At 64.4% G+C, this 23651-nt stretch carries 23 protein-coding genes, 1 tRNA gene and 1 pseudogene; 15 read left to right on the top strand and 10 right to left on the bottom strand.

Features of this window, described 5'->3' with window-relative positions; all coding sequences use genetic code 11:
* From mce to ACZ1JX_RS11880, 4 genes are all read left to right on the top strand, one after another.
* On the top strand, positions 1-441 hold the full coding sequence (gene mce / locus ACZ1JX_RS11895) for a methylmalonyl-CoA epimerase (RefSeq protein WP_465123755.1): 441 nt from the start codon (positions 1-3) through the stop codon (positions 439-441).
* A gap of 120 nt (positions 442-561) precedes the next feature.
* A complete protein-coding gene (scpA, locus tag ACZ1JX_RS11890; RefSeq protein WP_465123754.1) occupies positions 562-2703 on the top strand; it encodes a methylmalonyl-CoA mutase in 2142 nt (713 codons plus the stop codon).
* A gap of 35 nt (positions 2704-2738) precedes the next feature.
* Positions 2739-4022 (top strand): O-acetylhomoserine aminocarboxypropyltransferase, encoded by a 1284-nt coding sequence (locus ACZ1JX_RS11885; RefSeq protein ID WP_465123753.1) that lies wholly within the window; start codon positions 2739-2741, stop codon positions 4020-4022.
* A 20-nt stretch (positions 4023-4042) separates the two neighbouring features.
* Positions 4043-6064: an ATP-binding protein gene (locus ACZ1JX_RS11880; protein WP_465123752.1), complete on the top strand. Its 2022-nt coding sequence runs from the start codon at positions 4043-4045 to the stop codon at positions 6062-6064.
* A 264-nt stretch (positions 6065-6328) separates the two neighbouring features.
* Here ACZ1JX_RS11880 and ACZ1JX_RS11875 read toward each other — a convergent pair whose 3' ends face one another.
* A complete protein-coding gene (locus ACZ1JX_RS11875; protein WP_465123751.1) occupies positions 6329-7732 on the bottom strand; it encodes an FAD-binding oxidoreductase in 1404 nt (467 codons plus the stop codon).
* A gap of 164 nt (positions 7733-7896) precedes the next feature.
* On the opposite strand from ACZ1JX_RS11875, the gene ACZ1JX_RS11870 reads away from it, so the two are divergent.
* Positions 7897-8286, top strand: coding sequence for a c-type cytochrome (locus ACZ1JX_RS11870; protein WP_465123750.1), 390 nt, complete (start codon positions 7897-7899; stop codon positions 8284-8286).
* A 9-nt stretch (positions 8287-8295) separates the two neighbouring features.
* Here ACZ1JX_RS11870 and ACZ1JX_RS11865 read toward each other — a convergent pair whose 3' ends face one another.
* The 3 genes from ACZ1JX_RS11865 to ACZ1JX_RS11855 all read right to left on the bottom strand — a co-directional run bounded on the left by ACZ1JX_RS11865 (position 8296) and on the right by ACZ1JX_RS11855 (position 12435).
* A complete protein-coding gene (locus tag ACZ1JX_RS11865; protein WP_465123749.1) occupies positions 8296-10233 on the bottom strand; it encodes an alkyl/aryl-sulfatase in 1938 nt (645 codons plus the stop codon).
* 86 nt (positions 10234-10319) lie between these two features.
* Entirely contained in the window at positions 10320-10586 is a 267-nt protein-coding gene (locus ACZ1JX_RS11860) for a hypothetical protein (protein ID WP_465123748.1), read from the bottom strand.
* A gap of 91 nt (positions 10587-10677) precedes the next feature.
* Positions 10678-12435: a fatty acyl-AMP ligase gene (locus ACZ1JX_RS11855; RefSeq protein WP_465123747.1), complete on the bottom strand. Its 1758-nt coding sequence runs from the start codon at positions 12433-12435 to the stop codon at positions 10678-10680.
* A gap of 164 nt (positions 12436-12599) precedes the next feature.
* Here ACZ1JX_RS11855 and ACZ1JX_RS11850 point away from each other — a divergent pair, with 164 nt between their 5' ends.
* The 4 genes and pseudogenes from ACZ1JX_RS11850 to ACZ1JX_RS11835 all read left to right on the top strand — a co-directional run.
* Positions 12600-13187 (top strand): regulatory protein RecX, encoded by a 588-nt coding sequence (locus ACZ1JX_RS11850; RefSeq protein ID WP_465123746.1) that lies wholly within the window; start codon positions 12600-12602, stop codon positions 13185-13187.
* Positions 13171-13668 (top strand): DUF192 domain-containing protein, encoded by a 498-nt coding sequence (locus tag ACZ1JX_RS11845; protein WP_465123745.1) that lies wholly within the window; start codon positions 13171-13173, stop codon positions 13666-13668. Before ACZ1JX_RS11850 ends, ACZ1JX_RS11845 begins: the two co-directional genes overlap by 17 nt.
* Positions 13669-13747: 79 nt before the next feature.
* Positions 13748-14176: an NADH:ubiquinone oxidoreductase subunit NDUFA12 gene (locus ACZ1JX_RS11840; protein ID WP_465123744.1), complete on the top strand. Its 429-nt coding sequence runs from the start codon at positions 13748-13750 to the stop codon at positions 14174-14176.
* Positions 14176-14592, top strand: a pseudogene (locus tag ACZ1JX_RS11835) (DUF2155 domain-containing protein); the annotation flags it as partial. The gene ACZ1JX_RS11840 and the pseudogene ACZ1JX_RS11835, both read left to right, overlap by 1 nt.
* A 35-nt stretch (positions 14593-14627) precedes the next feature.
* Here ACZ1JX_RS11835 and aat read toward each other — a convergent pair.
* Positions 14628-15404 (bottom strand): leucyl/phenylalanyl-tRNA--protein transferase, encoded by a 777-nt coding sequence (aat, locus tag ACZ1JX_RS11830; protein ID WP_465123743.1) that lies wholly within the window; start codon positions 15402-15404, stop codon positions 14628-14630.
* 68 nt (positions 15405-15472) lie between these two features.
* Here aat and ACZ1JX_RS11825 point away from each other — a divergent pair.
* The 3 genes from ACZ1JX_RS11825 to nusG all read left to right on the top strand — a co-directional run bounded on the left by ACZ1JX_RS11825 (position 15473) and on the right by nusG (position 16951).
* Positions 15473-15548 (top strand) — tRNA-Trp (locus ACZ1JX_RS11825).
* Positions 15549-16181: 633 nt separating this feature from the next.
* On the top strand, positions 16182-16376 hold the full coding sequence (secE, locus tag ACZ1JX_RS11820; RefSeq protein WP_144905279.1) for a preprotein translocase subunit SecE: 195 nt from the start codon (positions 16182-16184) through the stop codon (positions 16374-16376).
* A 35-nt stretch (positions 16377-16411) separates the two neighbouring features.
* The gene (nusG, locus tag ACZ1JX_RS11815; RefSeq protein WP_465123742.1) at positions 16412-16951 is read left to right on the top strand and encodes a transcription termination/antitermination protein NusG; all 540 of its coding nucleotides are present in this window, start codon (positions 16412-16414) and stop codon (positions 16949-16951) included.
* A 28-nt stretch (positions 16952-16979) separates the two neighbouring features.
* Here nusG and ACZ1JX_RS11810 read toward each other — a convergent pair whose 3' ends face one another.
* Complete coding sequence (locus ACZ1JX_RS11810) at positions 16980-18443, bottom strand: S41 family peptidase (RefSeq protein WP_465123741.1); 1464 nt, start codon at positions 18441-18443, stop codon at positions 16980-16982.
* 221 nt (positions 18444-18664) lie between these two features.
* Here ACZ1JX_RS11810 and rplK point away from each other — a divergent pair, with 221 nt between their 5' ends.
* The 3 genes from rplK (at position 18665) to ACZ1JX_RS11795 (ending at position 20076) form a co-directional block, all read left to right on the top strand.
* On the top strand, positions 18665-19096 hold the full coding sequence (rplK, locus tag ACZ1JX_RS11805) for a 50S ribosomal protein L11 (RefSeq protein ID WP_465123740.1): 432 nt from the start codon (positions 18665-18667) through the stop codon (positions 19094-19096).
* 4 nt (positions 19097-19100) lie between these two features.
* Positions 19101-19802, top strand: a complete 702-nt coding sequence (rplA, locus tag ACZ1JX_RS11800) for a 50S ribosomal protein L1 (RefSeq protein WP_465123739.1) — start codon at positions 19101-19103, stop codon at positions 19800-19802.
* Positions 19803-19893: 91 nt separating this feature from the next.
* Positions 19894-20076: a hypothetical protein gene (locus ACZ1JX_RS11795; protein WP_465123738.1), complete on the top strand. Its 183-nt coding sequence runs from the start codon at positions 19894-19896 to the stop codon at positions 20074-20076.
* Here ACZ1JX_RS11795 and ACZ1JX_RS11790 read toward each other — a convergent pair.
* The 4 genes from ACZ1JX_RS11790 to ACZ1JX_RS11775 are packed head-to-tail and all read right to left on the bottom strand — an operon-like array spanning position 20057 to position 23633.
* The gene (locus tag ACZ1JX_RS11790; protein ID WP_465123737.1) at positions 20057-20590 is read right to left on the bottom strand and encodes a hypothetical protein; all 534 of its coding nucleotides are present in this window, start codon (positions 20588-20590) and stop codon (positions 20057-20059) included. The two genes, ACZ1JX_RS11795 and ACZ1JX_RS11790, sit on opposite strands and share 20 nt — an antisense overlap.
* 16 nt (positions 20591-20606) lie before the next feature.
* Positions 20607-21305: a peptidylprolyl isomerase gene (locus ACZ1JX_RS11785; RefSeq protein WP_465123736.1), complete on the bottom strand. Its 699-nt coding sequence runs from the start codon at positions 21303-21305 to the stop codon at positions 20607-20609.
* Positions 21306-21307: 2 nt separating this feature from the next.
* The gene (locus tag ACZ1JX_RS11780; RefSeq protein WP_465123735.1) at positions 21308-22069 is read right to left on the bottom strand and encodes a competence/damage-inducible protein A; all 762 of its coding nucleotides are present in this window, start codon (positions 22067-22069) and stop codon (positions 21308-21310) included.
* Positions 22070-22109: 40 nt separating this feature from the next.
* Positions 22110-23633 carry a flavin-containing monooxygenase gene (locus ACZ1JX_RS11775; RefSeq protein ID WP_465123734.1) on the bottom strand — a complete coding sequence of 508 codons (1524 nt, stop codon included), beginning with the start codon at positions 23631-23633 and terminating at the stop codon, positions 22110-22112.
* Between the last annotated feature and the right edge of the window lie 18 nt (positions 23634-23651).

Genomic DNA, 23651 nt, shown 5'->3' with positions numbered 1-23651 from the left:
ATGAAACTCGGCCGCCTGAACCACGTCGGCGTAGCAACGCCGGACATCGACGCTTCCATCGCGTTCTATCGCGACGTGATGGGGGCTGACGACATTACCGAGCCGTTCGTGCTGGAAAGCCAGCAGGTGCGGGTGTGCTTCGTCAACACGCCGGGTGAAAACGGGACCGCTGGTACGCAGATCGAGCTGATCCAGCCGACCAGCCCGGACAGCGCGGTGGGCAAGTGGTTGGCGGCCAATCCGCTCGGGGGTCAGCACCACCTTTGTTACGAAGTGCCTGACATTCATGAGGCGAAGGCGTGGTTTGAAGGGCAGGGCAAGCGCGTTCTCGGCGAGCCTCGGATCGGGGCGCATGGGACGCTGATCTTCTTCGTCCACCCCAAGGACATGGGCGGGCAGCTGACCGAGATCATGGAGACGCCGAAGGGCGGGCACCACTGAGGTTTGAGATAACCGTCACCCCGGGCTTGACCCGGGGTCCCGCTGCCTTCGGACGGCGGTGCGGCCAAGGAAAAGCGGGACCCCGGGTCAAGCCCGGGGTGACGATTTAAGGATAGCGAGATGAGCGAGAAGACACTGGCAGACTGGCAGGCCGCTGCCGCCAAGGAAGTCAAGGGCAAGGACCTGACATGGCAGACGCCAGAGGGCATTGCCGTCAAGCCGCTCTACACGGCCGAGGACGTGACCGTTGATCCGGGCCTGCCGGGCTTTGCGCCGTTCACGCGCGGCGTGCGCGCCTCGATGTATGCCGGGCGTCCGTGGACCATCCGCCAGTACGCGGGCTTCTCGACCGCCGAGGAATCGAACGCATTCTATCGCCGTAATCTTGCCGCAGGGCAGAAGGGCCTTTCGGTCGCCTTCGACCTTGCGACGCACCGTGGCTATGACTCCGACCATCCGCGCGTCGTCGGCGATGTCGGCAAGGCGGGTGTGGCCATCGACTCCGTCGAGGACATGAAGATCCTGTTCGACGGCATTCCGCTCGATCAGATGTCGGTTTCGATGACCATGAACGGCGCGGTGATCCCGATCCTCGCGTTCTTCATCGTTGCGGGCGAAGAGCAGGGCGTCGACCGCAAGCTGCTCGACGGGACCATCCAGAACGACATCCTCAAGGAGTTCATGGTCCGCAACACCTACATCTACCCGCCCGAGCCTTCGATGCGGATCATCTCGGACATCTTCGGCTACACCAGCCGCGAGATGCCCAAGTTCAACTCGATCTCGATTTCCGGCTATCACATGCAGGAAGCGGGCGCGACGCAGGTGCAGGAGCTTGCCTTCACCATCGCCGACGGCATGGAATATGTGAAGTACGGCGTGGCGAGTGGTCTGGATATCGACAAGTTTGCCGGGCGCCTGTCGTTCTTCTTCGCCATCGGCATGAACTTCTTCATGGAAGTGGCCAAGCTGCGTGCCGCGCGCGTGCTGTGGCATCGCGTGATGACCAAGCTCGGCGCGAAGGACGAGCGGTCGAAGATGCTACGCACCCACTGCCAGACCTCGGGCGTGTCGTTGCAGGAGCAGGACCCCTACAACAACGTCATCCGCACCACGATCGAGGCGATGGCCGCGATGCTGGGCGGCACGCAGTCGCTGCACACCAATGCGCTCGACGAAGCCATCGCGCTGCCGACCGATTTCTCCGCCCGCATCGCGCGCAACACGCAGATCGTGATCCAGGAAGAGACGGGCATGTGCAACGTGGTCGATCCGCTCGGCGGGTCGTACTACATCGAGAGCCTGACGCAGGAACTGGTCGACAAGGCGTGGGAGATTATCGAGCGCGTCGAGAGCGAAGGCGGCATGGCCAAGGCCGTGGCGGCCGGATGGCCCAAGGCGATGATCGAGGAAGCCGCTGCTGGCCGTCAGGCACGCGTCGACCGTGGCGAGGACGTGATCGTCGGCGTCAACAAGTATCGCCTTGCCAACGAAGACCTGCTCGAAACGCTCGAAGTCGATAACGACAAGGTCCGCCAGGGCCAGATCGCCCGCCTGAAGTGGGTGCGCGAGACGCGTGACGAGACCAAGTGCCGCGCAGCGCTCAATGCCCTGACCGAGGGCGCGAAGACGGGCGGCAACCTGCTCGAACTCGCGGTCGTGGCTGCGCGCCATCGCGCCACGCTGGGCGAGATTTCGGATGCGATGGAAGTCGTGTTCGGCCGCCACGGCACGTTCCCGACGCCGGTCAAGGGCGTCTATGGCGCCGCCTATGCTGGCGACAACCGCTATCAGCAGGTTGTCGATGGCGTTGAGGCCGTGACCCGCCGCCTGGGCCGCACGCCGCGCATGCTCGTCGCCAAGATGGGTCAGGACGGGCATGACCGTGGGGCAAACGTGATCGCCTCGGCCTTCTCGGACATGGGCTTTGACGTGACCAGCGGCCCGCTGTTCCAGACGCCCGAGGAAGCTGCGCAGCTCGCCATCGAGAAGGACGTCGACGCGGTCGGTGCATCCTCGCTCGCCGCCGGGCACAAGACGCTGATCCCCGAACTGATCGGGCATCTGCGCGCAGCGGGCCGCTCTGACATCAAGGTCGTGGCAGGTGGCGTGATCCCGCCGCAGGACTACGACTTCCTGCGTGAGGCAGGCGTACAGGGCATCTACGGTCCGGGCTCGAACGTGGTGGAATGTGCAGCCGACATGCTGCGCCTGCTGGGGCACAACATGCCTCCACTGGGTAGCGAGATCGAAGCCGGCTGATAGAGTGCACGCCACATTTGTGGAGGAGAGATGCCATGACGCAGAAGCTTGAGACGCTCACGATCCATGCCGGGTGCGAGCCTGATCCGACCACCAAGGCGCGGATCACGCCGATCTACCAGACGGCAAGCTATGTGTTCGACTCTGCCGAGCACGCGGCCAATCTCTTCGCGCTGGCCGAGTTCGGCAACATCTACACGCGCATCATGAACCCCACCAATGCCGCGCTCGAAGCCAAGATCGCGGCGCTGGAAGGGGGCGTCGGCGCGCTTGGCGTGGCATCGGGCCATGCCGCACAGTTCATCGTCTTCCATACCCTGATGGAGCCGGGCTGCGAGATCGTGGCGGCCAAGAAGCTCTATGGCGGCACGCTCAATCAGTTCGCGCACAGCTTTGCCAAGTTCGGCTGGAAGGCGGTGTTCGTCGATGCCGATGATCCCGCAGCCGTTGCCGCCGCGATCACCGACAAGACGCGTGGCGTGTTCATCGAAAGCCTCGCCAACCCCGGCGGCGTGGTGCAGGACATCGCGGCGATTGCCGAAGTCGCCCACGCGGCCGGCGTGCCGCTGATCGTCGACAACACGATGGCGAGCCCCGCGCTGTGTCGCCCGATCGAGCATGGCGCGGACATCGTCGTCCATTCGTGCACCAAGTTCCTCAACGGCCACGGCAATTCCATCGGTGGCCTGATCGTGGATTCGGGCAAGTTCGACTGGGCGGCTACGACCAAGTTCCCCTCGCTCACCCAGCCCAACCCGAGCTACCACGGCACGGTGCTGACCGAGGCGTTGAAGCCGGTCGGCCCCATCGCCTTCATCATCGGCTGCCGCGTGCTGGGCCTGCGCGATCTCGGGCCGTCGATGGCGCCGATGAATGCGTTCCTGACGCTGACCGGCATGGAAACGCTGGCGCTGCGCATGGAGCGGCACTGCAGCAATGCGCTGCATCTGGCGCAGTGGTTGCAGAACCATCCCAAGGTGGCTTGGGTCAGCTATGCAGGCCTGCCGGAAGACCCCTACCACCAGCTTGCCCGCCAGTACCTCGGCGGCAAGGGCGGCGCGGTGTTTACCTTCGGCGTGAAGGGCGGCTACGAGGCTGGCGTGAAGCTGGTCCAGTCGGTCAAGCTGTTCAGCCACCTCGCCAACATCGGCGACACCCGCTCACTGATCATCCACCCCGCCTCGACCACGCACAGCCAGCTGGGCGAGGAAGAACTGGTGGCCGCAGGCGCCGGGCCGGACACGGTACGCGTGTCGGTTGGGATCGAGCACATCGACGACATCGTGGCCGACCTCGCGCAGGCGCTCGAACAGATTTGAGAAACGGAAAGCAATCGCCAATGTTCAAGAAAATCCTCATCGCCAACCGTGGTGAAATTGCCTGCCGTGTGATCAAGACGGCGCGTCGGATGGGTATTCAGACGGTGGCGGTCTATTCCGATGCCGATGCGCGGGCGCCGTTCGTGCAGATGGCGGACGAGGCGGTGCATATCGGGCCTGCGCCTGCCGCGCAGTCCTATCTGATCGCCGACAAGATCATCGCGGCGTGCAAGCAGACGGGCGCGGAAGCCGTGCATCCGGGCTATGGCTTCTTGTCCGAGCGCACCTCTTTTGCCGAGGCTCTGGCGGCAGAGAACATCGCGTTCATCGGGCCGCCGGTCGGCGCGATTGCCGCGATGGGCGACAAGATCGAGTCCAAGAAGCTGGCCAAGCAGGCGGGCGTCAACGTTGTCCCCGGCTTCGTCGGCGAGATCGAGGATACCGAGCATGCGGTGCGCATCTCGGACGAGATCGGCTATCCGGTGATGATGAAGGCCTCGGCCGGCGGTGGCGGCAAGGGCATGCGCCTTGCCTACAACGAGAAGGACGTGCGCGAGGGCTTCGAGGCGGTGAAGCGCGAAGGCCTGAACTCGTTCGGCGATGACCGCGTGTTCATCGAGAAGTTCATCCTCAACCCGCGCCACATCGAGATCCAGATCCTCGGCGACAAGCACGGTAACATTCTTTACCTGAACGAGCGCGAATGCTCGATCCAGCGCCGCCACCAGAAGGTGGTCGAAGAAGCGCCTTCGCCCTTCGTGACGCCCAAGATGCGCAAGGCGATGGGCGAACAGTGCGTCGCGCTGGCCCGGGCGGTCGGCTACTATTCGGCAGGCACCGTGGAACTGATCGTCTCGGGCGCTGACCCGACGGGCGAGAGCTTCTACTTCCTCGAGATGAACACCCGCCTGCAGGTGGAACACCCCGTCACCGAGGCGATTACCGGGATCGACCTCGTCGAGCAGATGATCCGCGTCGCCTATGGCGAGAAGCTCGCCATGACGCAGGACGACATCAAGATCGACGGCTGGGCGATCGAGAACCGCGTCTATGCTGAAGACCCCTATCGCGGCTTCCTGCCCTCGACCGGCCGCCTGATCCGCTACAATCCACCGCTGGCTGGCTGGACAGACGACGGCCAGGCCAACGGTCGGCGCGGCGTCGATGGCGTGCGCGTGGACGATGGCGTCTATGAAGGCGGCGAAGTCTCAATGTTCTATGACCCGATGATCGCCAAGCTGATCACCTGGGGGCCGACGCGCGACGAGGCGGCAGACAAGCAGATCGCAGCGCTGGATGCATTCGAGATCGAGGGGCTTGGCCACAACATCGATTTCGTCTCGGCCATCATGCAGCACCCGCGCTTCCGCTCGGGCGAACTGACCACCGGCTTCATCGCCGAGGAATATCCCGAAGGGTTCAGCGGGGCGGCGACGTCTGACGAGCTGAAGCAGACGCTGGCGGCCTTGGCAGGCTTCCTCGCCACGGCTCGGGCCGACCGCGCTCGCCGCGTGAACCAGCAACTGGGTGACGAACTCGATCCGCCTTACGCATGGGCGGTGAAGATCGGCGGCGATACCTTTGCCGTGACGCTCGACGAGGACGAAGTGACGGTGGACGGCAAGGCCATCGACCTCGCGCTGGAATACACGCCGGGCGACCGGATCGTGCATTGCGAGATCGACGACGCGCCTCTGTCGGTGAAGGTCGAGCCCACGCGCGCCGGGTTCAAGCTGACCACGCGCGGCGCGATCCATCAGGTGCAGGTCCTGCCCGCGCACATCGCGTCCTACACCCAGCACATGATCGAAAAGATCCCGCCCGATCTTTCGAAGTTCCTGATTTGCCCGATGCCGGGTCTGCTCGTCTCGCTCAACGTGGGCGAGGGCGATACCGTGGAAGCAGGCCAGCCGCTCGCCGTGGTCGAAGCGATGAAGATGGAGAACATCCTGCGCGCCGAGAAGGCAGGCAAGGTGAAGTCGGTCAACGCCAAGGCGGGTGACAGCCTGGCAGTGGATGCGATCATTCTCGAAATGGAGTGAGGCTTCGGCCTGACGCCAAATCAAGATCCTAGCGTCGCCCCGGCGCAGGCCGGGGCCCACAACCTCTCGCGCAAGACCGAGGCGTAATGGATCCCGGCGTTCGCCGGGATGACGCGGTTGGGGCTATCGCGTTCGGGCCTACGCTGCCATGGGCGCCTTCAACCGTCGCCCCGGCGCAGGCCGGGGCCTACGACCTCTCGTGCAAGACTGAGGCGTGATGGCTCCCGGCATTTACCGCTTTGACGGGAGGATTCTGTTTTCGGGTCAGAGCGAGAAAATCTTGCCCGGATTGAACAGGTTTTCCGGGTCAAGCGCGCGTTTCAGAGTGCGCATCACGTTCACCGCATCCTCGCCCAGTTCATCGATGAGGCATTGCTGCTTGCCTATCCCAACGCCGTGTTCGCCGGTGCAGGTGCCGTCCATCGCAAGGGCGCGGGCGACCATGCGGTGGTTGAGCGCTTCGACCTCTGCCATCTCGTGCGGCGCGTTCGGGTCGATCGAGAAAATCAGGTGGAAGTTGCCGTCACCCACATGGCCGACGATGGTGGCGGGCACGCTGCATTCGTCCAGTTCGGCGCGCGTGGCGAGGATGCATTCGGCAAGTCGGCTCATCGGCACGCAGACGTCGGTCGTCAGGCCGATGGCGCCCGCCCGCAGGTTGACCGCGGCGTAATAGGCCTCGTGCCGCGCGCGCCAGAGGCGGTTGCGGTCTTCGGCCAGCGTTGCCCACTGGAACTCCCCGCCGCCATTGGCCGCGGCGAGTGCCTTTACCGTCTCGACCTGTTCGGCAACACCGGCAGGCGTGCCGTGGAATTCGAAGAACAGGGTCGGCACTTCGGGCAGGCCAAGTTTTGAACGCAGATTGACGGCGCGCACCTGCATCGCGTCGAGCAGTTCGATCCGCGCCATCGGCACGCTGCTATGGAAGGCCTGCACCACCGTTTCGATGGCACCGGCGAGGCTTTCGAACGGGCAGGCCGCCGACATGATCGCCTCGGGCACCGGATGGAGCCGCAGGGTCACGCCGGTGATCACGCCGAGCGTCCCTTCCGAACCGATGTAAAGTCGCGTCAGGTCATACCCGGCAGCAGACTTCTTGGCGCGCTTGCCGGTACGGATGACCTTGCCTTGGTGCGTGACAACCTCCAGCCCGAGCACGGCTTCACGCATGGTACCGTAGCGGACGGCGTTCGTGCCCGATGCGCGGGTCGAGGCCATGCCGCCGATGGTGGCGTTGGCGCCCGGATCGATCGGAAAGAACAGGCCGCTGTCGCGCAAGTGTGCGTTCAAGGCCTCGCGTCGGATGCCGGGCTGGACGGTGCAGTCGAAGTCGGCGTGGTTGACGCTCAGGACTGCATCCATGCGCGACAAGTCGAGACTGATGCCGCCTTCCAGCGGCAGGGTATGGCCTTCGAGCGAGGTTCCTGCGCCATAGGGGACGATGGCAATCCCGGCCTCGCGGCACAGGTTGACGCAATCCACGACATCCTGCGTCGATGCGGCGAAGACCACTGCGTCCGGCAGGACGGTGGGATATTGCGATTCGCTCGCGCCGTGCTGGTTGCGGATCGCCTCGCCGGTCTGGCAGGCCGGGCCGAAGCGGGCGGACATCCGATCGAGAAAGTCGGCGGGCAGCGGGCGAGGGCAGTGCGCGATCATCTGGTCCATGTTCCTGTCCTAGCGCATTGCCACCTTTTTTGCAGGTGTACCCCAATTGCTATGGTGCATGCGCGTTCAGGCGGGATAAAGCGCGAATGCAGAATGATCCCCGGGCGTTCAGGCGTGGGGCTCTGACGAACCTTTGGTACGTTGAAACAAGGCAGGGTGTATCGATGAAGAAGTTTACGGGTGCGATGATCGTTGCGGGTCTTGCGGCTTCGGCGCTGACGGGCGGTACCGCCTTCGCGCAGGCCAAGGGCGACCCGGTTGCGGGCAAGAAGATCTTCATGCGCTGCGTGGCCTGCCACGCTGTCCAGCCTGGCGCTGGCGCCAAGATGGGGCCGAACCTTGCAGGTGTCGTCGGGCGCAAGTCCGGCTCGGCTGCAGGCTTCAAGTATTCGGCGGCGATGCAGAAGGCCAAGCTGACCTGGAACGAAGCCACGATCGACAAGTGGCTGACCAAGCCTTCCGCGCTCGTTCCCGGCACCTCGATGGCGTTCCCCGGTCTGCCGAACCCGGCAGACCGTGCAAACGTGATCGCATACCTGAAGAAGCCCAACTGAATAAGCTTCTCAGGGCGTTACAATGTTGAAGGCGGGATCCGGCTTGTCGAGCCAGCCGACGAGGCGGGCGAAGGCAGCCGGGTCCCCTTCGATCTTCGCTTCCCCGGAAGCGACCTTTGCGGCCAAGGGCTGGCCCGCGAACAGGGATGCCAACAGATCGGCATAGCGCACCGTCAGCGTCGCCTGCCTGCCATCGCGCAGTCCCTTGCGATGGACCAGCACGCCGTTGGCGATGGTCACGGTCCAGTCCTGCCCCTTGTCGGGGAAGACGAAGCCCAGCGATGCCGAGCCGTCGGCCGCCTTGGCAGGGTCTAGCCGGACAGCAAGCACTTCGAACAAGTCCGAGGGTGGCAGCTGGCTGATCAGCCCGGCGCCGCCCGTTGGGTCGGTGGCGGCTACGCCGTTGTCCAGTTCGCCCGCGCCGGTCAGGTACATGTTGCGCCACAGGGCATTCTCGCTCTGGTAAGCGAGCTGGCGGTAGGTGCGCGCGAGCAGTGCCTTGGCTGCCGTGTCCGTCCCGTCGGCGAAGATCACGCGGTTGAGCAGTTCTGCGGTCCAGGCATAATCGCCCTTGGCAAAGGCCGCTTCGGCCAGCGCCTTGACACGCGCCGCCCCACCCATCGCCTCGACATAGCGGCGGCCACCTTCCTCGGGCGGCAATGGCGCGAGGTGGGCCGGGTTGCCATCGTACCAGCCCATATAGAACTGATAGACCGCGCGGGAATTGAAGCTGTACGAGCCGTAGTAGGGCCGGTCATACCACTGCTGCGCAAGCGCCGGGGGCAGGGTGAGCCTGGCGGCGATCTCCGGCCCGGTCAGGCCCTTGTTCATCAGGCGCACGGTCTGGTCGTGGAGGTAGGCGTAGGCATCGCGATGCTTGCCGAGATAGTCGGTGATCTGCGCAGCGCCGAAGCGTGGCCAGCCGTGGCTGGTGATCAGCACTTCGGCACCGGCGAAGAAATCCATCGCCTCGGTCAGACCTTGCGCCCATGCCTTGGCATCGCGGATCACCGCGCCGCGCGGGGTGAGGATGTTGTGCTGGCTGACGTTGGCGTTCTCGGCGAGATCGGCGACTTTCCAGTCCGGGAAGCCGAAGTTCATCTCGGCAGGCGCTTCGGTGCCCGGCGTGATCTGGAAGCGCACGCGCACGCCATCGAGCACGAGTTCGGTGCCGGTCTCGCTGATCTCGCGCGTGGGCGGGATGAGGCTGCGGCCGCCTGCTGCAACGCCCATGCCTATGCCAGAGCCCATCGAGCCTTCGGGGCCTTTGGGCAGGGTGAGGCCGAACTGGTAGCCTGCGCGGCGTCCCATGGCAGGCCCTGCGATGACGTTCTCGCTGACCGCCGCGCGGGTGAAGCCGACGGGTGCGATGATCGGTGCGTCCTTGGCCATCGCCGAAGTGAGCGCGCCCGCGCCGCCGAAATGGTCGACGTGGCTGTGCGTGTAGATCATCGCGGTGACCGGCAGTTTCGCCACTTTCTCCGAGATCAGCGCATAGGCTGCGGCAGCCGTTTCGGTGGCGGTGAGCGGATCGATCACGATCCAGCCCTTGTCACCGCGCACAAACGTGATGTTCGAAACGTCAAATCCGCGCACCTGCCAGATGCGGTCGGTAACCTTGAACAGGCCTGCCTTGCCAAGGACCTGCGCATGACGCCACAGGCTGGGGTTGACGGTGGCCGGAGCCTCGCCCTTGGCAAAGGCGAAGGCCGCCGTGTCCCACACCGGCTTGCCCGCAGCATCGCGGATCACCGGGTCCTTGAGCGTGGCGACGAAACCGCGAGAGGCGAAATCGAAGTCGCGCTTGTCGGCCATCGGCAGTTCGGCAAGGGCTGTGGCATTGGCCTTGCGGGTTGCGTCGGTGGGCGTGTCTGCGCTGGCCGGACCGGCTAGCAGCATAAGCGGGGCACCGGCGACAAGCGCGCGGCGAAACTTGGTGAAACGCATGTCCTCTCCCGGCTCCGATCTTCGTGGAGTTCCGCGAGCCAGAGTGGCCTTAATCGCGCGATTAGGGAAGCGGCAAAAAGGCAGGCCTATCCAAACAACCTCTGCCACCAGCTGCGCCGCCGCATTGGCAATTCCTGTCCGGTCGCGCGCATCAGGTAGTTGGCGAGGAGCATGGCCTGGTTGCGGGTCATCAACAGGTGGTGCGTGTCGACCGCTTCGGGCGTCGGGCGCGACTTGCTTGTTGATTGCACCGTCAAATGGATGTTGCGCGCGAAGTCGCGATGCTTCCAGCCGATGACCACGCCTGAAAGCTCGTGTGGCGCGTCATCGCTCGGCAAACCTGCGGTTGCCATCTCTCTTCTCCCTCTGCCCGAGCGCCAAGGAATCGGAAGATGACAATTTCGTCAAGCTTTTAAGAAAGAGACCCGTACCGGTTCGGAACGATCAGGCGGCCAACTGGTAAGGCGCGATGTCCCCGGAAAGGTAGAGCTTCTTGGCCTTGGCGCGGCTGAGCTTGCCCGAACTGGTGCGCGGCAGGGTGCGCGGCGGCACGAGTTCGACCACGCAATTCATGCCAGTGATTGAGCGGACCTTGTCGCGGATCTGGTCACGCAGCTTCACGCGCTCGGCAGGGTCGGAGACACGGCAGTGGACCAGAACGGCTGGGGCTTCCTCGCCGTTTTCCGTCTCGACCGAGAAGGCGGCGATGTCACCCTGGTGGAATCCGGGAAGCTGTTCCACGGCCCACTCGATGTCCTGCGGCCAGTGGTTCTTGCCGTTGATGATGATCATGTCCTTGGCGCGACCGACGATGAACAGGTAGCCCTTTTCATCGACGTAACCCATGTCGCCGGTGTCGAGCCAGCCATCGACCATGCAGGCAGTGGTCGCTTCGGGATCACGGAAGTAGGAATGCATGACCGACGAGCCCCGGCACCACACCTTGCCGATATGGTGGTGCGGCAGCTCGTTGCCGTTCTCGCCGCGAATGGCCAGTTCCATGCCCCTGATTGGCACGCCGCAATTGACCATGGCGCGATAGCGGGCCGGGCGCGACAGGTCGCGCGGGGTGCCCGATAGGCGCTCTTCTTCCACCAGTTCGACGCGGATGCCTTCGCCCGGCGGCATGATGGTGACGCCCAGCGTCGCTTCGGCAAGGCCGTAGCTTGGCAGGAAGGCCTCGGCCTTGAAGCCGGCTTCGGCAAAGGCATTGACGAAGTTCTGCATCACGTCGGGGCGGATCATGTCGGCCCCGTTGCCCGCCACGCGCCAGCGCGAAAGGTCGAAGCGATCAGAGACGTGTGTCTGGCTCGAGATACGGCGGGCGCAGATGTCGTAGCCGAAGGTGGGCGAATAGGAGAGCGTCGTGCCGGTGTTGCGGCTGACCAGATCGAGCCATGCCAGAGGGCGACGGGCGAAATCCTCGGTCTTGAGATAGTCTACCGAGACGCCGTTCGCGATCGGCGAGAGGAAGCAGCCGACGAGGCCCATGTCGTGATACCACGGCAGCCATGAGACCGCGCGGTCCGGATCGGCAATGTTCATGCCGTGGGCGTGGCCAGCCAGATTGGCGAGCAGGGCGCGGTGGGTGACGGCGACGCCGTGCGGGAAGCGGGTCGAGCCGCTCGAGTACTGCAGGTAGCTGATCGCGTCGGGGTCGGGCGTGGGCAGCGGCGCGTCCGACAGCTCGCCTGCGTCAAATTCGGCCCATGACAGGCCCTTGCAGCCCTGGCGGGCGGCGGCGGCACCGGCCATCTCGGCGATCTCGCCCGGATAGACGAGCATCTTCGGGTCCGAGCTGCCGAGCTGAACGGCGAGCTGGTCGATATAGCTTTCCTTGCCGCCGAAGCTGGTGGGCAGGGGGAGCGGGACCGGCCATGCGCCAGCGTACATTGCACCGCAGAAGATCGCGGCAAACTCAGGCCCGGTCTCTGCCACGAGGGCCACGCGATCGCCGGGAGCAACGCCCATGGCGATGAGGCGGCGGGCGGCGACAAGCGCATCGGCGCGCAGTTCGGAATAGGGATAGACGCGAGAAAGGGTGCCGCGCGGATCGTGGAAGTTGAAGCCGAGCACGCCCTTTGCGGCGTAGTCCAGCGCATCGCAGAACGTGTCGAACTCCGAATACCGACGTGGCTGCACGTCGAGATTGGGTGTGGGAACGAGAGCCGCCTTTTCAGCGACAGCGTTCGAAACAGTCATGCGATACCCCGATGTTCTCTTCATTCGTCCTGCGGGCCTTTGCGTGCCCGCCGATGAACGGTCCATTAGCTTCGGACGGCCCATTACTGGTCCGTGACGCGAAAACAACGCCACCACGGTACGGACGTTCTCATTTAGTCGCGACTGTGGCACGAATGTGGCGAATGGATCGCAATTCCCCAGATAGTGGCGGAGAACGCCGGGAGCGCCCGAGTCGGGAGCGCAGGGCGCCGAAGCCGCTCGATGCACGACGGCTCGACGAAACGGCGCTGCATTATGTCGCGCGATTTGCGACGAGTGCGGGCAAGCTTTCGGACTATCTGCGGCGCAAGCTGCGCGAGCGGGGCTGGGAAGGCGAGGGCGAGGCCGACGTTGCCGGGATCGTCGCGCGGTTCGTGGAACTGGGATACATCGACGATGCCACGTTTGCGCGCGGCAAGGCGCAAGGGCTGCTGCGGCGGGGCTATGGCGCGCGGCGGATCGATCAGGCTCTGGATGCGGCAGGCATAGCCGAGACATTGCGGGAAGACGCGCGTGGCAGCGAGGCGGAGCGGCGGCGCGCAGCTCTGGTCATGGCGCGCAAGCGGCGGTTCGGCCCGTTCGGCACCGCGGAGAGGCTTGACCCGGCAACCCGTGAAAAGCAGGTGGCTGCCATGCTAAGGGCAGGGCACCCCCTTGCGCATGCGCGCGAGGTGGTGAATGCGTTGAGCCAAGAGGCTCTGGAAGAGTGGACCGATGAAGCAGGTGACTAGAATCATTGCATTTGCCGCCCTCGCGCTGATCGCGGGCTGCTCGCCCGGTGCGGCAGACGCCGGAGCCAAGGCTCCAGCGCAGACGTCGACGCCTGCGGTCCACCCTGTATCGGGCCTGCAGGTGCAGCCGGTGACGGTGACGAGCGGCAAGGCGAACCACGTCTTCAAGTCGGAAGTCGCGCGCACGTCTGCCGAGCAGGCCAAGGGTCTGATGTTCCGAACCGAACTGGGCGATGACGAAGGCATGATCTTCCTGCGCAATCCGCCCGACATCGCAGCATTCTGGATGCGCAACACGGTGATCCCGCTCGACATCATCTTCATCGGCACTGACCATCGTATCCTGAACATCGCCGCCAATGCGGTGCCCTATGACGAGACGCCGCTTCCGGCTGCGGGGCCGACGCTGGCCGTGCTGGAGATCAATGGCGGGCTTGCGGCCAAGCTCGGTATCAAGGCGGGCGACAAGGTTGCATGGTAACCGACAGGCGGGCGCATCAACGCGCTTGCCGACTACCCCCATCAGCGGCTAAGCGCGCCCAATATCCAAGGCAGGTACCATGAGCATCCTCGGCAAGATCTTCACATGGTGGAATGGCGCCACCGTCACCACCATGCTGTTCAGCGCGCTGAACGGCGAGCAGGTGGGCACCGACGCGCAAGGCAACAAGTACTTCCGCGCGAAGAAGCCCTATCCCAAGGGCCACCCCTTTGCCGGGCGCGAGCGCCGCTGGGTGATCTACAACGGCGCGAACGATGCGAGCCGCGTTCCTTCGGAATGGCACGGCTGGCTGCACGGCTCGTTTGCCGATGAACTTGGTGGGGGCGTGCCTGAAAGCAACCTGCCACCTGCGCGTATCTGGGAAGTGGATTACACGCCCAACGCCACCGGCACGGTCAACGCCTATCGCCCGCAAGGCGCTCTGGAGCGTGGCGGAAAGCGCGCCGCGGCAACGGGCGACTACGAAGCCTGGGTTCCGGAAGCCTGATGCCATCGGTCGCATCGGCGGCCAGTAAGGCGCTCGCATTTGCGGGCCTGCTGGCGCTTGCCGGTTGCGACGACAAGGCTCCCCCACCACCGCCCGAGGCGACCGAGACCGGCTCTGCCATCGCCAGCGCATCGGGTGCGGCCGTGGAAAGCGAGTTCGGCACGCCGATCAAGGACCGCGTGGCGACGCTGGGCTTTCTCAACAAGCGCAACAACATCACGCAGGACATCGTCCTCAAGAGCGGCGAATCGCGGCGGATCGGCAATGCCATCGTCAAGCTCGCCACCTGCGAGAAGACCGCGCCGTGGGAGGACCCGCCGGAGATCGGGGCCTTCGTCCAGTTGTTCGTGGAAGAACGCGCGACCACCGAGCAGCCGCTGGCCTGGCACAAGGTCTTTTCGGGCTGGCTGTTCAGGAATGCGCCGTCGCTCAACGTCGTCGAGCATCCGGTCTATGACGTCTGGGTCAAGGACTGCGCGATGAGGTTCCCTGGCGAGGAAGAGCCGCTGGCATCAGCGCGCAACGCGGCGAATCCTGCGGGCAGCCCGAGCGAGGCCGCTTCGCCTGCGCCCCTCGCAAGCCCGTCGCCCACTGCGTCGGCCAGCGCCCGCGCCGCCGACACTTCGCCCGAGGAATAAGGCCGCTGCGCCTGCGACAGGAGTTGCAGGTACTGGCTCTGAGGAATTTCCACTGCGCCCAGCGAGGCGAGGTGCGAGGTGGTGAACTGGCAATCGAGCAGTTCCGCCCCGATTCGCCGCAATGCCGCCACCAGCCAGGCCAGCGCGACCTTTGAGGCGTCGGTCTTGCGGCTGAACATCGATTCGCCGCAGAAGACCCGGGCAAAGCCTACACCGTATAGGCCCCCGACGAGGCGTCCCTCGCTCCAGCATTCGATCGAATGCGCGTGGCCGTGTTCATGCAAGCCAATGTAGCTTTCGCGGATCCGGGTGCTGATCCAGCTTTCGTCGGCCCCCGGTCGCGGGGCGGCGCAGGCATCGATCACCGCTTCGAAGGCGGCGTTGCAGGTGACCGTGAATCTGCCGCGTCGTAGCGTGCGCGCCAGCGATTTCGACAGGTGGAAGCCATCGAGCGGCAGGATCGCCCGCATGCGCGGCTCAACCCAGAAGACTTCGGGATCGTCACGGCTGTCCGCCATCGGGAAGATGCCCGCGCGATAGGCCTTGAGTAGAAGCTCGGGCGGGATGGTGTGGGGATCATTTCGGGCCATGATGACAATAATGTGTTTCGGTCGGTTGCGCTCCCGGCGTCAAGCCTTTAAGGGGCCGGTCAGAGTACAGGAGTGTAGCTCAGTTGGTAGAGCATCGGTCTCCAAAACCGAGGGCCGTGGGTTCGAGTCCCCCCACTCCTGCCACTCGCCGCAAGGGCGAGTCATAAGCGCCGGATCGGATTTCTTCCGCCGCGCTTCGTATTTCCATCAGATGCAGTTTCTGCGAGCGTGACATGGCGGTTGATGCCTGCTGCCATGCTCTCTTCAAGAAGGTGTTCGAGGCGCGAGCTCGTCCGCCTGTGGAAACCGGACGCAAAAAAAGAGGCGAACGCCTTGGCGCTCGCCCCGAGTTCGTCTCATGCGTCTGGTTCGCCTGAGATGTGTGCAAAGACTATCACCGCGATCCGGCAATGCCAGTCGATCCGATGATCTGCCGACGAACTCGGCACAAAAAGGGACGAACCGCGAGGGCCTGTCCTGTCGCGCCACCTGGCGGCGAAGCGCTTCAGTTTCGGCTTATGCCGCCAAGTCCGCCACTGGCGTGACCCATTCCGGTGACTGGCGTTCCTGTGCGAGACGTCCGTCTGTCGGGAACGCGGAGCGCCCCATTCCACGCGTGCCCTTGCCATCGCGGCCCATGCGGACTAAATGAACGGAACTTCCGACATCGGAAAATCGCCAGCCCCTCCCGGACTTGTCCGGGGCGGCGATGCCCCCTAGCTGGAAGAAACGAGTTTTCACGCGGTATTTCCCCGCAGCAAGCAAGGCACGAGAGCAATGGCCAAGACCAGCCCCGGCGAGTTCTTCAACCAGGTGAAGGCAGAAGCGCGCAAGGTCGTGTGGCCGACCCGTCAGGAGACGACGACCACGGCGATCTTCGTTGGCATCATGATGCTGATCCTCGCGGTGTTCTTCCTCGGCATCGATTCGCTGTTCAGCGCAATCGTCCGCTTCCTGCTTTCGCTCGCCTGATCAGACCAACCTCCAGGACCAAAGAGAACAAAGATATGGCCCGCTGGTACATCATTCACGCCTATTCCGGTTTCGAGAACAAGGTGAAGGAAGCGATCATTTCCGAAGCCGAGCGCATCGGTCTTTCGCAGCTGGTCGAGGCGGTCGAAGTGCCGACCGAGACCGTCACCGAAGTGAAGCGCGGCAAGAAGGTCCAGGTCGAGCGCAAGTTCATGCCGGGCTACGTCCTCGCCAAGCTTTCGATGAACGACGACATCTATCACCTCGTGAAGAACACTCCGAAGGTGACGGGCTTCCTTGGCACCAACAACAAGCCGCAGCCGATTTCCGACAAGGAAGCCGCCCGCTATTTCGGCGCGCGCGAGCAGGCTGCTGCCGAGCCGCGCAAGAGCGTGGTGGTCGATTACGAGATCGGCGATTCGGTCAAGGTCAACGCCGGCCCGTTTGCCTCGTTCAACGGCATCGTCGAGGAACTGGACTTCGACAAGAGCCGCGTGAAGGTCTCGGTCTCAATCTTCGGGCGCGCAACGCCGGTGGAACTGGGCTTCGAGGAAGTCGAACTCGTTCGCGGCTGATCGGCTTCAAGCACTTCGCAAAGGCGCGTCAGCTCACCAGCTGGCGCGCCTTTTCCATTGCGGGATCGCGACCGGAGGCAAGGTCCAGCGCCGTGGTGCGGACCGCTATGTCGGGCAGCACGCCTGCATCCGGCTGCGGCGTCGAGGGGAAATAGCCGATCAGTGGCAAGTCGACTTCCAGCCCTGTTTCGGGCAGGCGCAGGAAGTAGAATGCGCCCCCATTGATGCCGCGCAGGTTTCCGCCGGTTGGTTCACCCACGAGCCGGGCGATGCCGCTGCGCTTGATGGTTTCGGCAAACTGGAAGGTCGCCGACGAACAGGTAGGCCCGACCAGCACCGCGACCTTGCCGCCAAAGCGTTGCCCTGAAGGTTCGATCTTTGCGCCGGGCAGATCGAAATCGCCGCGCACCAGTCGGAACCTGCCCTTGCGCGGCGATGGCCTTGCGGCATCTCCCCAGTCGTCGAAGCTGCGATCCCAGGTGTCGAGCACGGGGCGCAGGGCATCGGGAATGCGCCTGTAGCGCACATGCCGCTCCATCACCGCAACCGGCATGGGACGGTCAATCAGTCGGGCAAGCACAGCATCGCCGCAATCAATGCCGCCTTCGTTGGCGCGCAAGTCGATGACGAGGCCTTGCGCCTTTTCTGCGATCAGGCGGTCAAATGCGGCGTCCAGCCATGCCTTCCAGTCCCACTTGGCGTCGTAGAGTGCCCAAGTGTCCATGCGCAGGCTCCCGACGCCTTTGCTGATGTCAAAGCGCCAACCGCTGCTGGCAGGATCGGTACGCCGCGACCCTCCACCGCCGTTGGCGCGCTTGAAGGCCGGAAGATCGAGCGTGCGCCCGTCGGCAAGCGCAAGCTGTACACGGTCTGGCTGTCCGCGCGGGGCGATCAGCGGGCGATAGACGTCAAAGGGATTGGGCCACGACTGGTTCTCGACGCCAAGCAGTGCCAGTCGCTTGGCATCGTTGCCACCATCGGCACGCGCCAATGGCATCAGGCGGCGCAGAAGCGTGGGCGCGGCCGTGCCATCGACGGCGGTGACGACGGTGCCCGGGGCGAGGGGAACGTCGTCGCGCAAAGTTCCGGTCACCACCATCTGCCCGTCGATCCAGCGGAAAGCGAAGGGAACGGGCGCACTGGTGCCCACGACGTCCGTCACGACCGCTTTCGACTGGTTGGCCGGATTGGGATAACTGTGCCCGCACCTGACGGCTGCGGTGATCCTTGCGAGCGTCAGGAACTGATCCTGCACCGTGCAGGGCCCATTGGTGAGGCGGGCTACTTCCTGCGAGACAAGGGTTTGGAACCGCGTGCGCCCGAGGTAACGATCCAGCCCCGGATGCAGCCGGTCGTAGGCCTCGGCGAAGACGGCAAAATCCCGCCGGACCGCTGCAGATGACACTGCGGCAGTGGGGCCAGTGGCGGGGAAGGCGCGGGTTGCGGCAAGGGCAGGGGCGGTTGCTAGCAGCGTGCGGCGGTCGATCTTCATGACGGGAAAGCTATCACGCTTCACCGCCAGCGCCGCATGCGATTTGCAGCAGAAAACCGCCGGGGCTTGGCTTTGCGGGCCATTGCCGCTAAGGGCGCGCACTCTTGCGGGCGAATCCGTCCAAAAGGTCCGTGCGGGAGTCCCGGTTCCGGGGCGTCTGACCGCTCACTCTGAGGTCCGGGCTGAACAGGCGCGGCCAACAGGAAGAAAGGAGGCCCATCGTGGCCAAGAAGATTGAAGGCTATATCAAGCTGCAGGTTGCAGCCGGTGAAGCAAAGCCCGCTCCGCCGATCGGTCCCGCGCTCGGCCAGCGTGGCGTCAACATCATGGAATTCTGCAAGCAGTTCAACGCTGCCACGCAGGAAGTCGAGAAGGGCACGCCGCTTCCGACCGTGATCACCGTCTATGCTGACCGCTCGTTCACCTTCGTGACCAAGACCCCGCCCGCCACCTTCTTCATCAAGAAGGCCGCTGGCATCAAGTCGGGTTCGAAGACCCCGGGCAAGGCTTCGGCCGGCACGATCAAGCGTTCGCAGCTGGCAGAAATCGCCCAGGCCAAGATGAAGGACCTGAACGCGAACGACATCGACGCCGCAACGAAGATCATCGAAGGCTCCGCGCGCGCGATGGGCCTCACCGTGGTGGAGGGCTGATCCCATGGCCAAGCAGACCAAGAAGCAGAAGGCCCTGGCCACCAAGCTGGGCGACAACCAGAAGCTCTATGGCGTCGATGAAGCCATCGCGCTGCTCAAGGACCTCAAGAGCGCCAAGTTCGACGAGAGCCTTGAAGTCTCGCTGAACCTCGGCGTAGATCCGCGCCACGCCGACCAGATGGTCCGTGGCATGGTCGTGCTGCCTTCGGGCACCGGCAAGGATGTCAAGGTTGCCGTGTTCGCTCGTGGCGACAAGGCTGAAGCCGCTCTCGCAGCCGGTGCCGACAAGGTTGGTGCCGAAGACCTGCTCGAGGACATGCAGAACGGCAACCTCGACTATGGCCGCGTGATCGCGACGCCCGACATGATGGGCATCGTCGGCCGCCTCGGCAAGGTGCTGGGTCCCAAGGGCCTGATGCCGAACCCGAAGCTCGGCACCGTCACCCCGAACGTCGCCGATGCGGTCAAGGCAGCCAAGAGCGGCCAGATCGAATTCCGCGTCGAGAAGGCCGGCATCATCCACGGCGGCATCGGCAAGCTCTCGTTCTCGGACGAAGCGCTGCGCGCTAACTTCGACGCTTTCGTCGATGCGATCGTCAAGGCGAAGCCTGCCGGCGCCAAGGGCAAGTACGTTCGCAAGATCGGTCTTTCCTCGTCGATGGGCCCCGGCCTCAAGGTCGACGTGGCACAGGTCCACGGCGGCTGATTTCAGCTGCCTTAGGCAAAGAAAAAGAAGGCCGGGGAGGGAAACCTCTCCGGCCCTTTTTCTGTTCGCGGAAGGCGTCTAGGAGCGGGGCATGTCCGCATCTGAAGCCTCGCAAAACCCGGTAACCGTCGCCCGCCACCAAGTGGAGGCGGTGATTCCGCCGGAAAAGCGAGGCCCCGGCTGGGACCGGCATTGGCGCGAACTAGAGGCCTATGCCGAAGCCGCCATGGAAGGCGCGGTGGGCGACTGGACGGTCAACCCTTCGCGGGATTGATGTTTTCGCGGGTGTAGCATTCGACGACCAGGCTGATCGCACGGCCATCGGCCATGCGGAGCACGGCGCGATGCGACAGGATCGTGCCGGGGGGACATTCCGTCATGCGCCCGCGAATGGCCGCGAGGCGCTCGCGACGAAAGCCCAGCGGCGCAACGACCTTGCCGAACGGGACGTCGGTGCTCTCGAGCATCTGGTTCATCGCCGGGGTCAGGCGGGCTTGCACGTACCAGTTGTGGGCGACCGACAGGACGGTGTCGCCACAGGCCAGCCGGACATGGCGATAGGCTACCGGTTCATCGGGGCCGACGCCGAGGACCGTCCGGACTTGCGGGGGTGCCGGAAGTCGTTTCGACCGGTCCGCGAGGGCGCGGATGGTTGGCGGATCGGCGATATGTCTGGCTGCGCACCATTGACCAAGGGCTACGGTCGCACTGTCATTGGCGGCAAGCGTTCGCTCCAGACCTGCCCGGTTAGCCGATCCGGCGCATCCGGCCAGCAGCAAGGCGAGCATTGCGGCAAGCGCAGGCTCAGGGCGCAGGGGCAGGCGCAGTCTCTGGAAGGCGGCGGGCCGTCAGGATCTTGACCGGCTTGGCGAGGATCTGTCCGCGCATGATGCCTTCGCCTTCGGTCTCCGAGATCGGGGCGGCGAAGATCGCCTTCACCACGTCCATGCCTTCGACCACCTGTCCGAAGGCAGCGTATCCGGCCTTGGCTTCGGGGTCGGCGGAATCCGGCTGGGCATCGAGGCCGGGCTGGTCGGAGACCATGATCGAGAAATCGCCGGTGGCCGTACCCGGCGCGTAGCGCGCCATGGAAAGCGTGCCGGCCTTGTGCAGGATGCCGGTCACGTCGGTGGGCTCATGCGCGATGGGTGGCATGTTGCGCTTTGAATCGCCGCGCGTGCCAGCCTGGATCAGGCCGTTGGGTTGCTCTCCCCAAGGCAGGTGCATCGCGCGATAGAAGACCGTGCCGTCGAAGCGCTTCGTCTCGGCATAACGGACGAAGTTCGTGGCGCTGGCAGGAGCGCGCTTCACGTCCAGCTCGACCACGATGCGGCCTGCTTCGGTATCCAGAGCGACGCGAACCTTTTCGGGCAACGGGGCTGTCGAGGGCGCAGGATAGGCTGGCGCAGGCGGTCGAGGCGATGCCACCCGCTTCTTTGCTGGTGCCGCGGCAATGAACAGGATGGCGAGCGGGGCCAGAAGGGCGAAGCGGCGTGTCAGCATGCTCAGATTCCGCCAGCGACCGGGAAGCGTCCGATCGCTGCCAAGCCTTCTTCCAGTTTGTGGGCACATGCCTTCAACTGGCTTTCGCTGACCGAGCGGATCACGAAGTTCGCGCCGGTCTTGCCCTCGCGGAAGAACGGATAGCTGCCGATCTGCACGCCATCGAACGCCAGTTCGGTCTCGCGCAAAAGATCGGCAATTTCGCTTTCGGCGACCCAGCAGCCGACGGTGGTCGACAGGAGGGGCAATCCGCCTTCGAGCTGGCCAGTTAGGCCATCAAGCATCTGCGCGGTGATGCCTGGGACGCCTGCCATGAGGAAGACGTTGCCGACGCGGATGCCGGGCGCACCCGATACGCGGTTCTCGATCAGGTCTGCGCCATCGGGAACGCGTGCCATGCGTAGGCGAGCGTCGTTGAGGCCACCGCGTGTGGCGTAGTAGCTTTCGAGAATGGCGCGGGCCTTGGGGTGGATGACGACGTCGACGCCGAGGGCCTCGGCAACCGCGTCCACGGTGATATCGTCATGCGTGGGGCCGATGCCGCCGGTGGTGAACAGATAGTCGTTGCGGGCGCGCAGCGTGTTCACCGCTTCGATGATCGCCACCATGTCGTCAGGCACGACCCGAACCTCGCGCAGGCGGATGCCCTGCACGCCGAGCCAGGTCGCGACTTGCGCGATGTTCTTGTCCTGCGTGCGGCCGGAGAGGATTTCGTCTCCGACCACGACAAGCGCGGCGGTCCAGATGCGGGATTCGTCGGTCATGGGCGGGAGGGATACCGCATGGCCGGTCGCCGCAAAAGCGCTATTCCGCCGCTTCCATGTGCTCCTTGTGCACGGTTGCCGGACGGGGATGGCCGAATTGCAGCACGCCGTCCTCGACCGGATCCGCGCGCATCCATGCCACGTCGCGCAAGTAGTCCTGGTTCAGGCGCCAGCGCATGTCGCTGGTCGACTTGGGCAGGAGGTGGCGGGCCCGCTCGATATAGCCAGAGGACAGGGCGTAGATGTCGTCGTCGTCGAGCCTATGGTTGGGAGCGAGCTTGGGGACGGCCACTTCCATCCCTCGCGCCTTCATCGCATTGAGCACGTTGCAAATGTAGCGGGCGTTGATGTCGGCTCGCAGTGTCCAGGAGGCGTTGAGATAGCCGAACACGGTCGCAAGGTTCGGCACATTCGAGAACATCACGCCCTTGTAGTAGTAGCGGTCAGCGAAATCGACCGGCACGCCATCGACGCTGATCGCGATTTTGCCTGCCATGACCATCTTGAGGCCCGTTGCAGTCACGATGACGTCGGCATCAAGGTGCTTGCCGGACTTTAGCTTGATACCCGTCGCGTCGAAGCGGTCGATATGATCGGTGACGACGCTGGCCTTTCCGGCCTTGATTGCCTCGAACAGGTCGGCGTCGGGCACCAGGCACAGGCGTTGGTCCCAGGGATCGTAGGGCGGGGTGAATGCCTTCTCGTCGTATTTGTCGCCCAGAGCTTCCTTGATCCGCTTGGTCAGGAACTGCTTGACCTGCTCGGGCTTGGTCTTCGCGCGTTTGAACACGAGGTTCTGCAGCCGCACGTTCTTCCAGCGTGTGATGCGATAGGCGAGTTCTTCGGGCAGGATCTTGCGCAGGAAGTTGGCAATGGCATCGCGCGCGGGGCGAATGCCATACCAGGTCGGCGTGCGCTGGAGCATGGTCACGTGCGCAGCCTTGGCAGCCATAGAGGGGACGATGGTGACGGCCGTGGCGCCCGAACCGATCACCACTACGCGCTTGCCGGTGTAATCGAGATTCTCCGGCCAGAACTGGGGGTGAATGATCTCGCCCTTGAAGTCCTCGCGGCCTTCGAACTGCGCTTCGTAAGGCTTGTCGTAATCGTAGTAGCCTGAGCCGAGGTACATCCAGCCCGCTGTTACCCGGCTCCGCTGGCCGTCGTTGCCTTCGAGGGTGACCACCCAGTGCGCTGCTTCGCAGTCGAAATCGGCGCTGACGACCTTGCTCTCGAAACGGATGTTGCGGCGGATGTCGCGTTCGTCGACGATGCGGTTCAGGTAATCGAGAATGGCCGGACCGTCGGCGATGGACTTCTCATGCTTCCATGGCTCGAAGATGAAGCCGAGCGTGTGCATGTCCGAATCGGAGCGTACGCCGGGATAGCGGAAGAGATCCCACGTTCCGCCGATCTGAGCGCGACGCTCGATGATCGCGAAGCTGCGGTCTGGGCAGAGCATTTTCATGTGTGCGGCCATGCCGATCCCGGAAATGCCGGCACCAACGATCAGGACGTCGACGTCTGGCTTGCCTGCCGCAAAAGTGGACTGCTCTGCACCCACGCTCTCTCTCCATGCTTG

Source organism: Novosphingobium sp. BL-A-41-Hi4A-0G (assembly GCF_055521735.1).
This window is presented reverse-complemented; position numbering and strand designations above follow the sequence as displayed.

Bases quoted from the DNA above. Each gene is read 5' to 3' on its own strand.
- mce (WP_465123755.1), top strand. From the start codon at position 1: ATGAAACTCGGCCGCCTGAACCACGTCGGCGTAGCAACGCCGGACATC.
- scpA (WP_465123754.1), top strand. From the start codon at position 562: ATGAGCGAGAAGACACTGGCAGACTGGCAGGCCGCTGCCGCCAAGGAA.
- ACZ1JX_RS11885 (WP_465123753.1), top strand. From the start codon at position 2,739: ATGACGCAGAAGCTTGAGACGCTCACGATCCATGCCGGGTGCGAGCCT.
- ACZ1JX_RS11880 (WP_465123752.1), top strand. From the start codon at position 4,043: ATGTTCAAGAAAATCCTCATCGCCAACCGTGGTGAAATTGCCTGCCGT.
- ACZ1JX_RS11875 (WP_465123751.1), bottom strand. From the start codon at position 7,732: ATGGACCAGATGATCGCGCACTGCCCTCGCCCGCTGCCCGCCGACTTT.
- ACZ1JX_RS11870 (WP_465123750.1), top strand. From the start codon at position 7,897: ATGAAGAAGTTTACGGGTGCGATGATCGTTGCGGGTCTTGCGGCTTCG.
- ACZ1JX_RS11865 (WP_465123749.1), bottom strand. From the start codon at position 10,233: ATGCGTTTCACCAAGTTTCGCCGCGCGCTTGTCGCCGGTGCCCCGCTT.
- ACZ1JX_RS11860 (WP_465123748.1), bottom strand. From the start codon at position 10,586: ATGGCAACCGCAGGTTTGCCGAGCGATGACGCGCCACACGAGCTTTCA.
- ACZ1JX_RS11855 (WP_465123747.1), bottom strand. From the start codon at position 12,435: ATGACTGTTTCGAACGCTGTCGCTGAAAAGGCGGCTCTCGTTCCCACA.
- ACZ1JX_RS11850 (WP_465123746.1), top strand. From the start codon at position 12,600: ATGGATCGCAATTCCCCAGATAGTGGCGGAGAACGCCGGGAGCGCCCG.
- ACZ1JX_RS11845 (WP_465123745.1), top strand. From the start codon at position 13,171: ATGAAGCAGGTGACTAGAATCATTGCATTTGCCGCCCTCGCGCTGATC.
- ACZ1JX_RS11840 (WP_465123744.1), top strand. From the start codon at position 13,748: ATGAGCATCCTCGGCAAGATCTTCACATGGTGGAATGGCGCCACCGTC.
- aat (WP_465123743.1), bottom strand. From the start codon at position 15,404: ATGGCCCGAAATGATCCCCACACCATCCCGCCCGAGCTTCTACTCAAG.
- secE (WP_144905279.1), top strand. From the start codon at position 16,182: ATGGCCAAGACCAGCCCCGGCGAGTTCTTCAACCAGGTGAAGGCAGAA.
- nusG (WP_465123742.1), top strand. From the start codon at position 16,412: ATGGCCCGCTGGTACATCATTCACGCCTATTCCGGTTTCGAGAACAAG.
- ACZ1JX_RS11810 (WP_465123741.1), bottom strand. From the start codon at position 18,443: ATGAAGATCGACCGCCGCACGCTGCTAGCAACCGCCCCTGCCCTTGCC.
- rplA (WP_465123739.1), top strand. From the start codon at position 19,101: ATGGCCAAGCAGACCAAGAAGCAGAAGGCCCTGGCCACCAAGCTGGGC.
- ACZ1JX_RS11795 (WP_465123738.1), top strand. From the start codon at position 19,894: ATGTCCGCATCTGAAGCCTCGCAAAACCCGGTAACCGTCGCCCGCCAC.
- ACZ1JX_RS11790 (WP_465123737.1), bottom strand. From the start codon at position 20,590: ATGCTCGCCTTGCTGCTGGCCGGATGCGCCGGATCGGCTAACCGGGCA.
- ACZ1JX_RS11785 (WP_465123736.1), bottom strand. From the start codon at position 21,305: ATGCTGACACGCCGCTTCGCCCTTCTGGCCCCGCTCGCCATCCTGTTC.
- ACZ1JX_RS11780 (WP_465123735.1), bottom strand. From the start codon at position 22,069: ATGACCGACGAATCCCGCATCTGGACCGCCGCGCTTGTCGTGGTCGGA.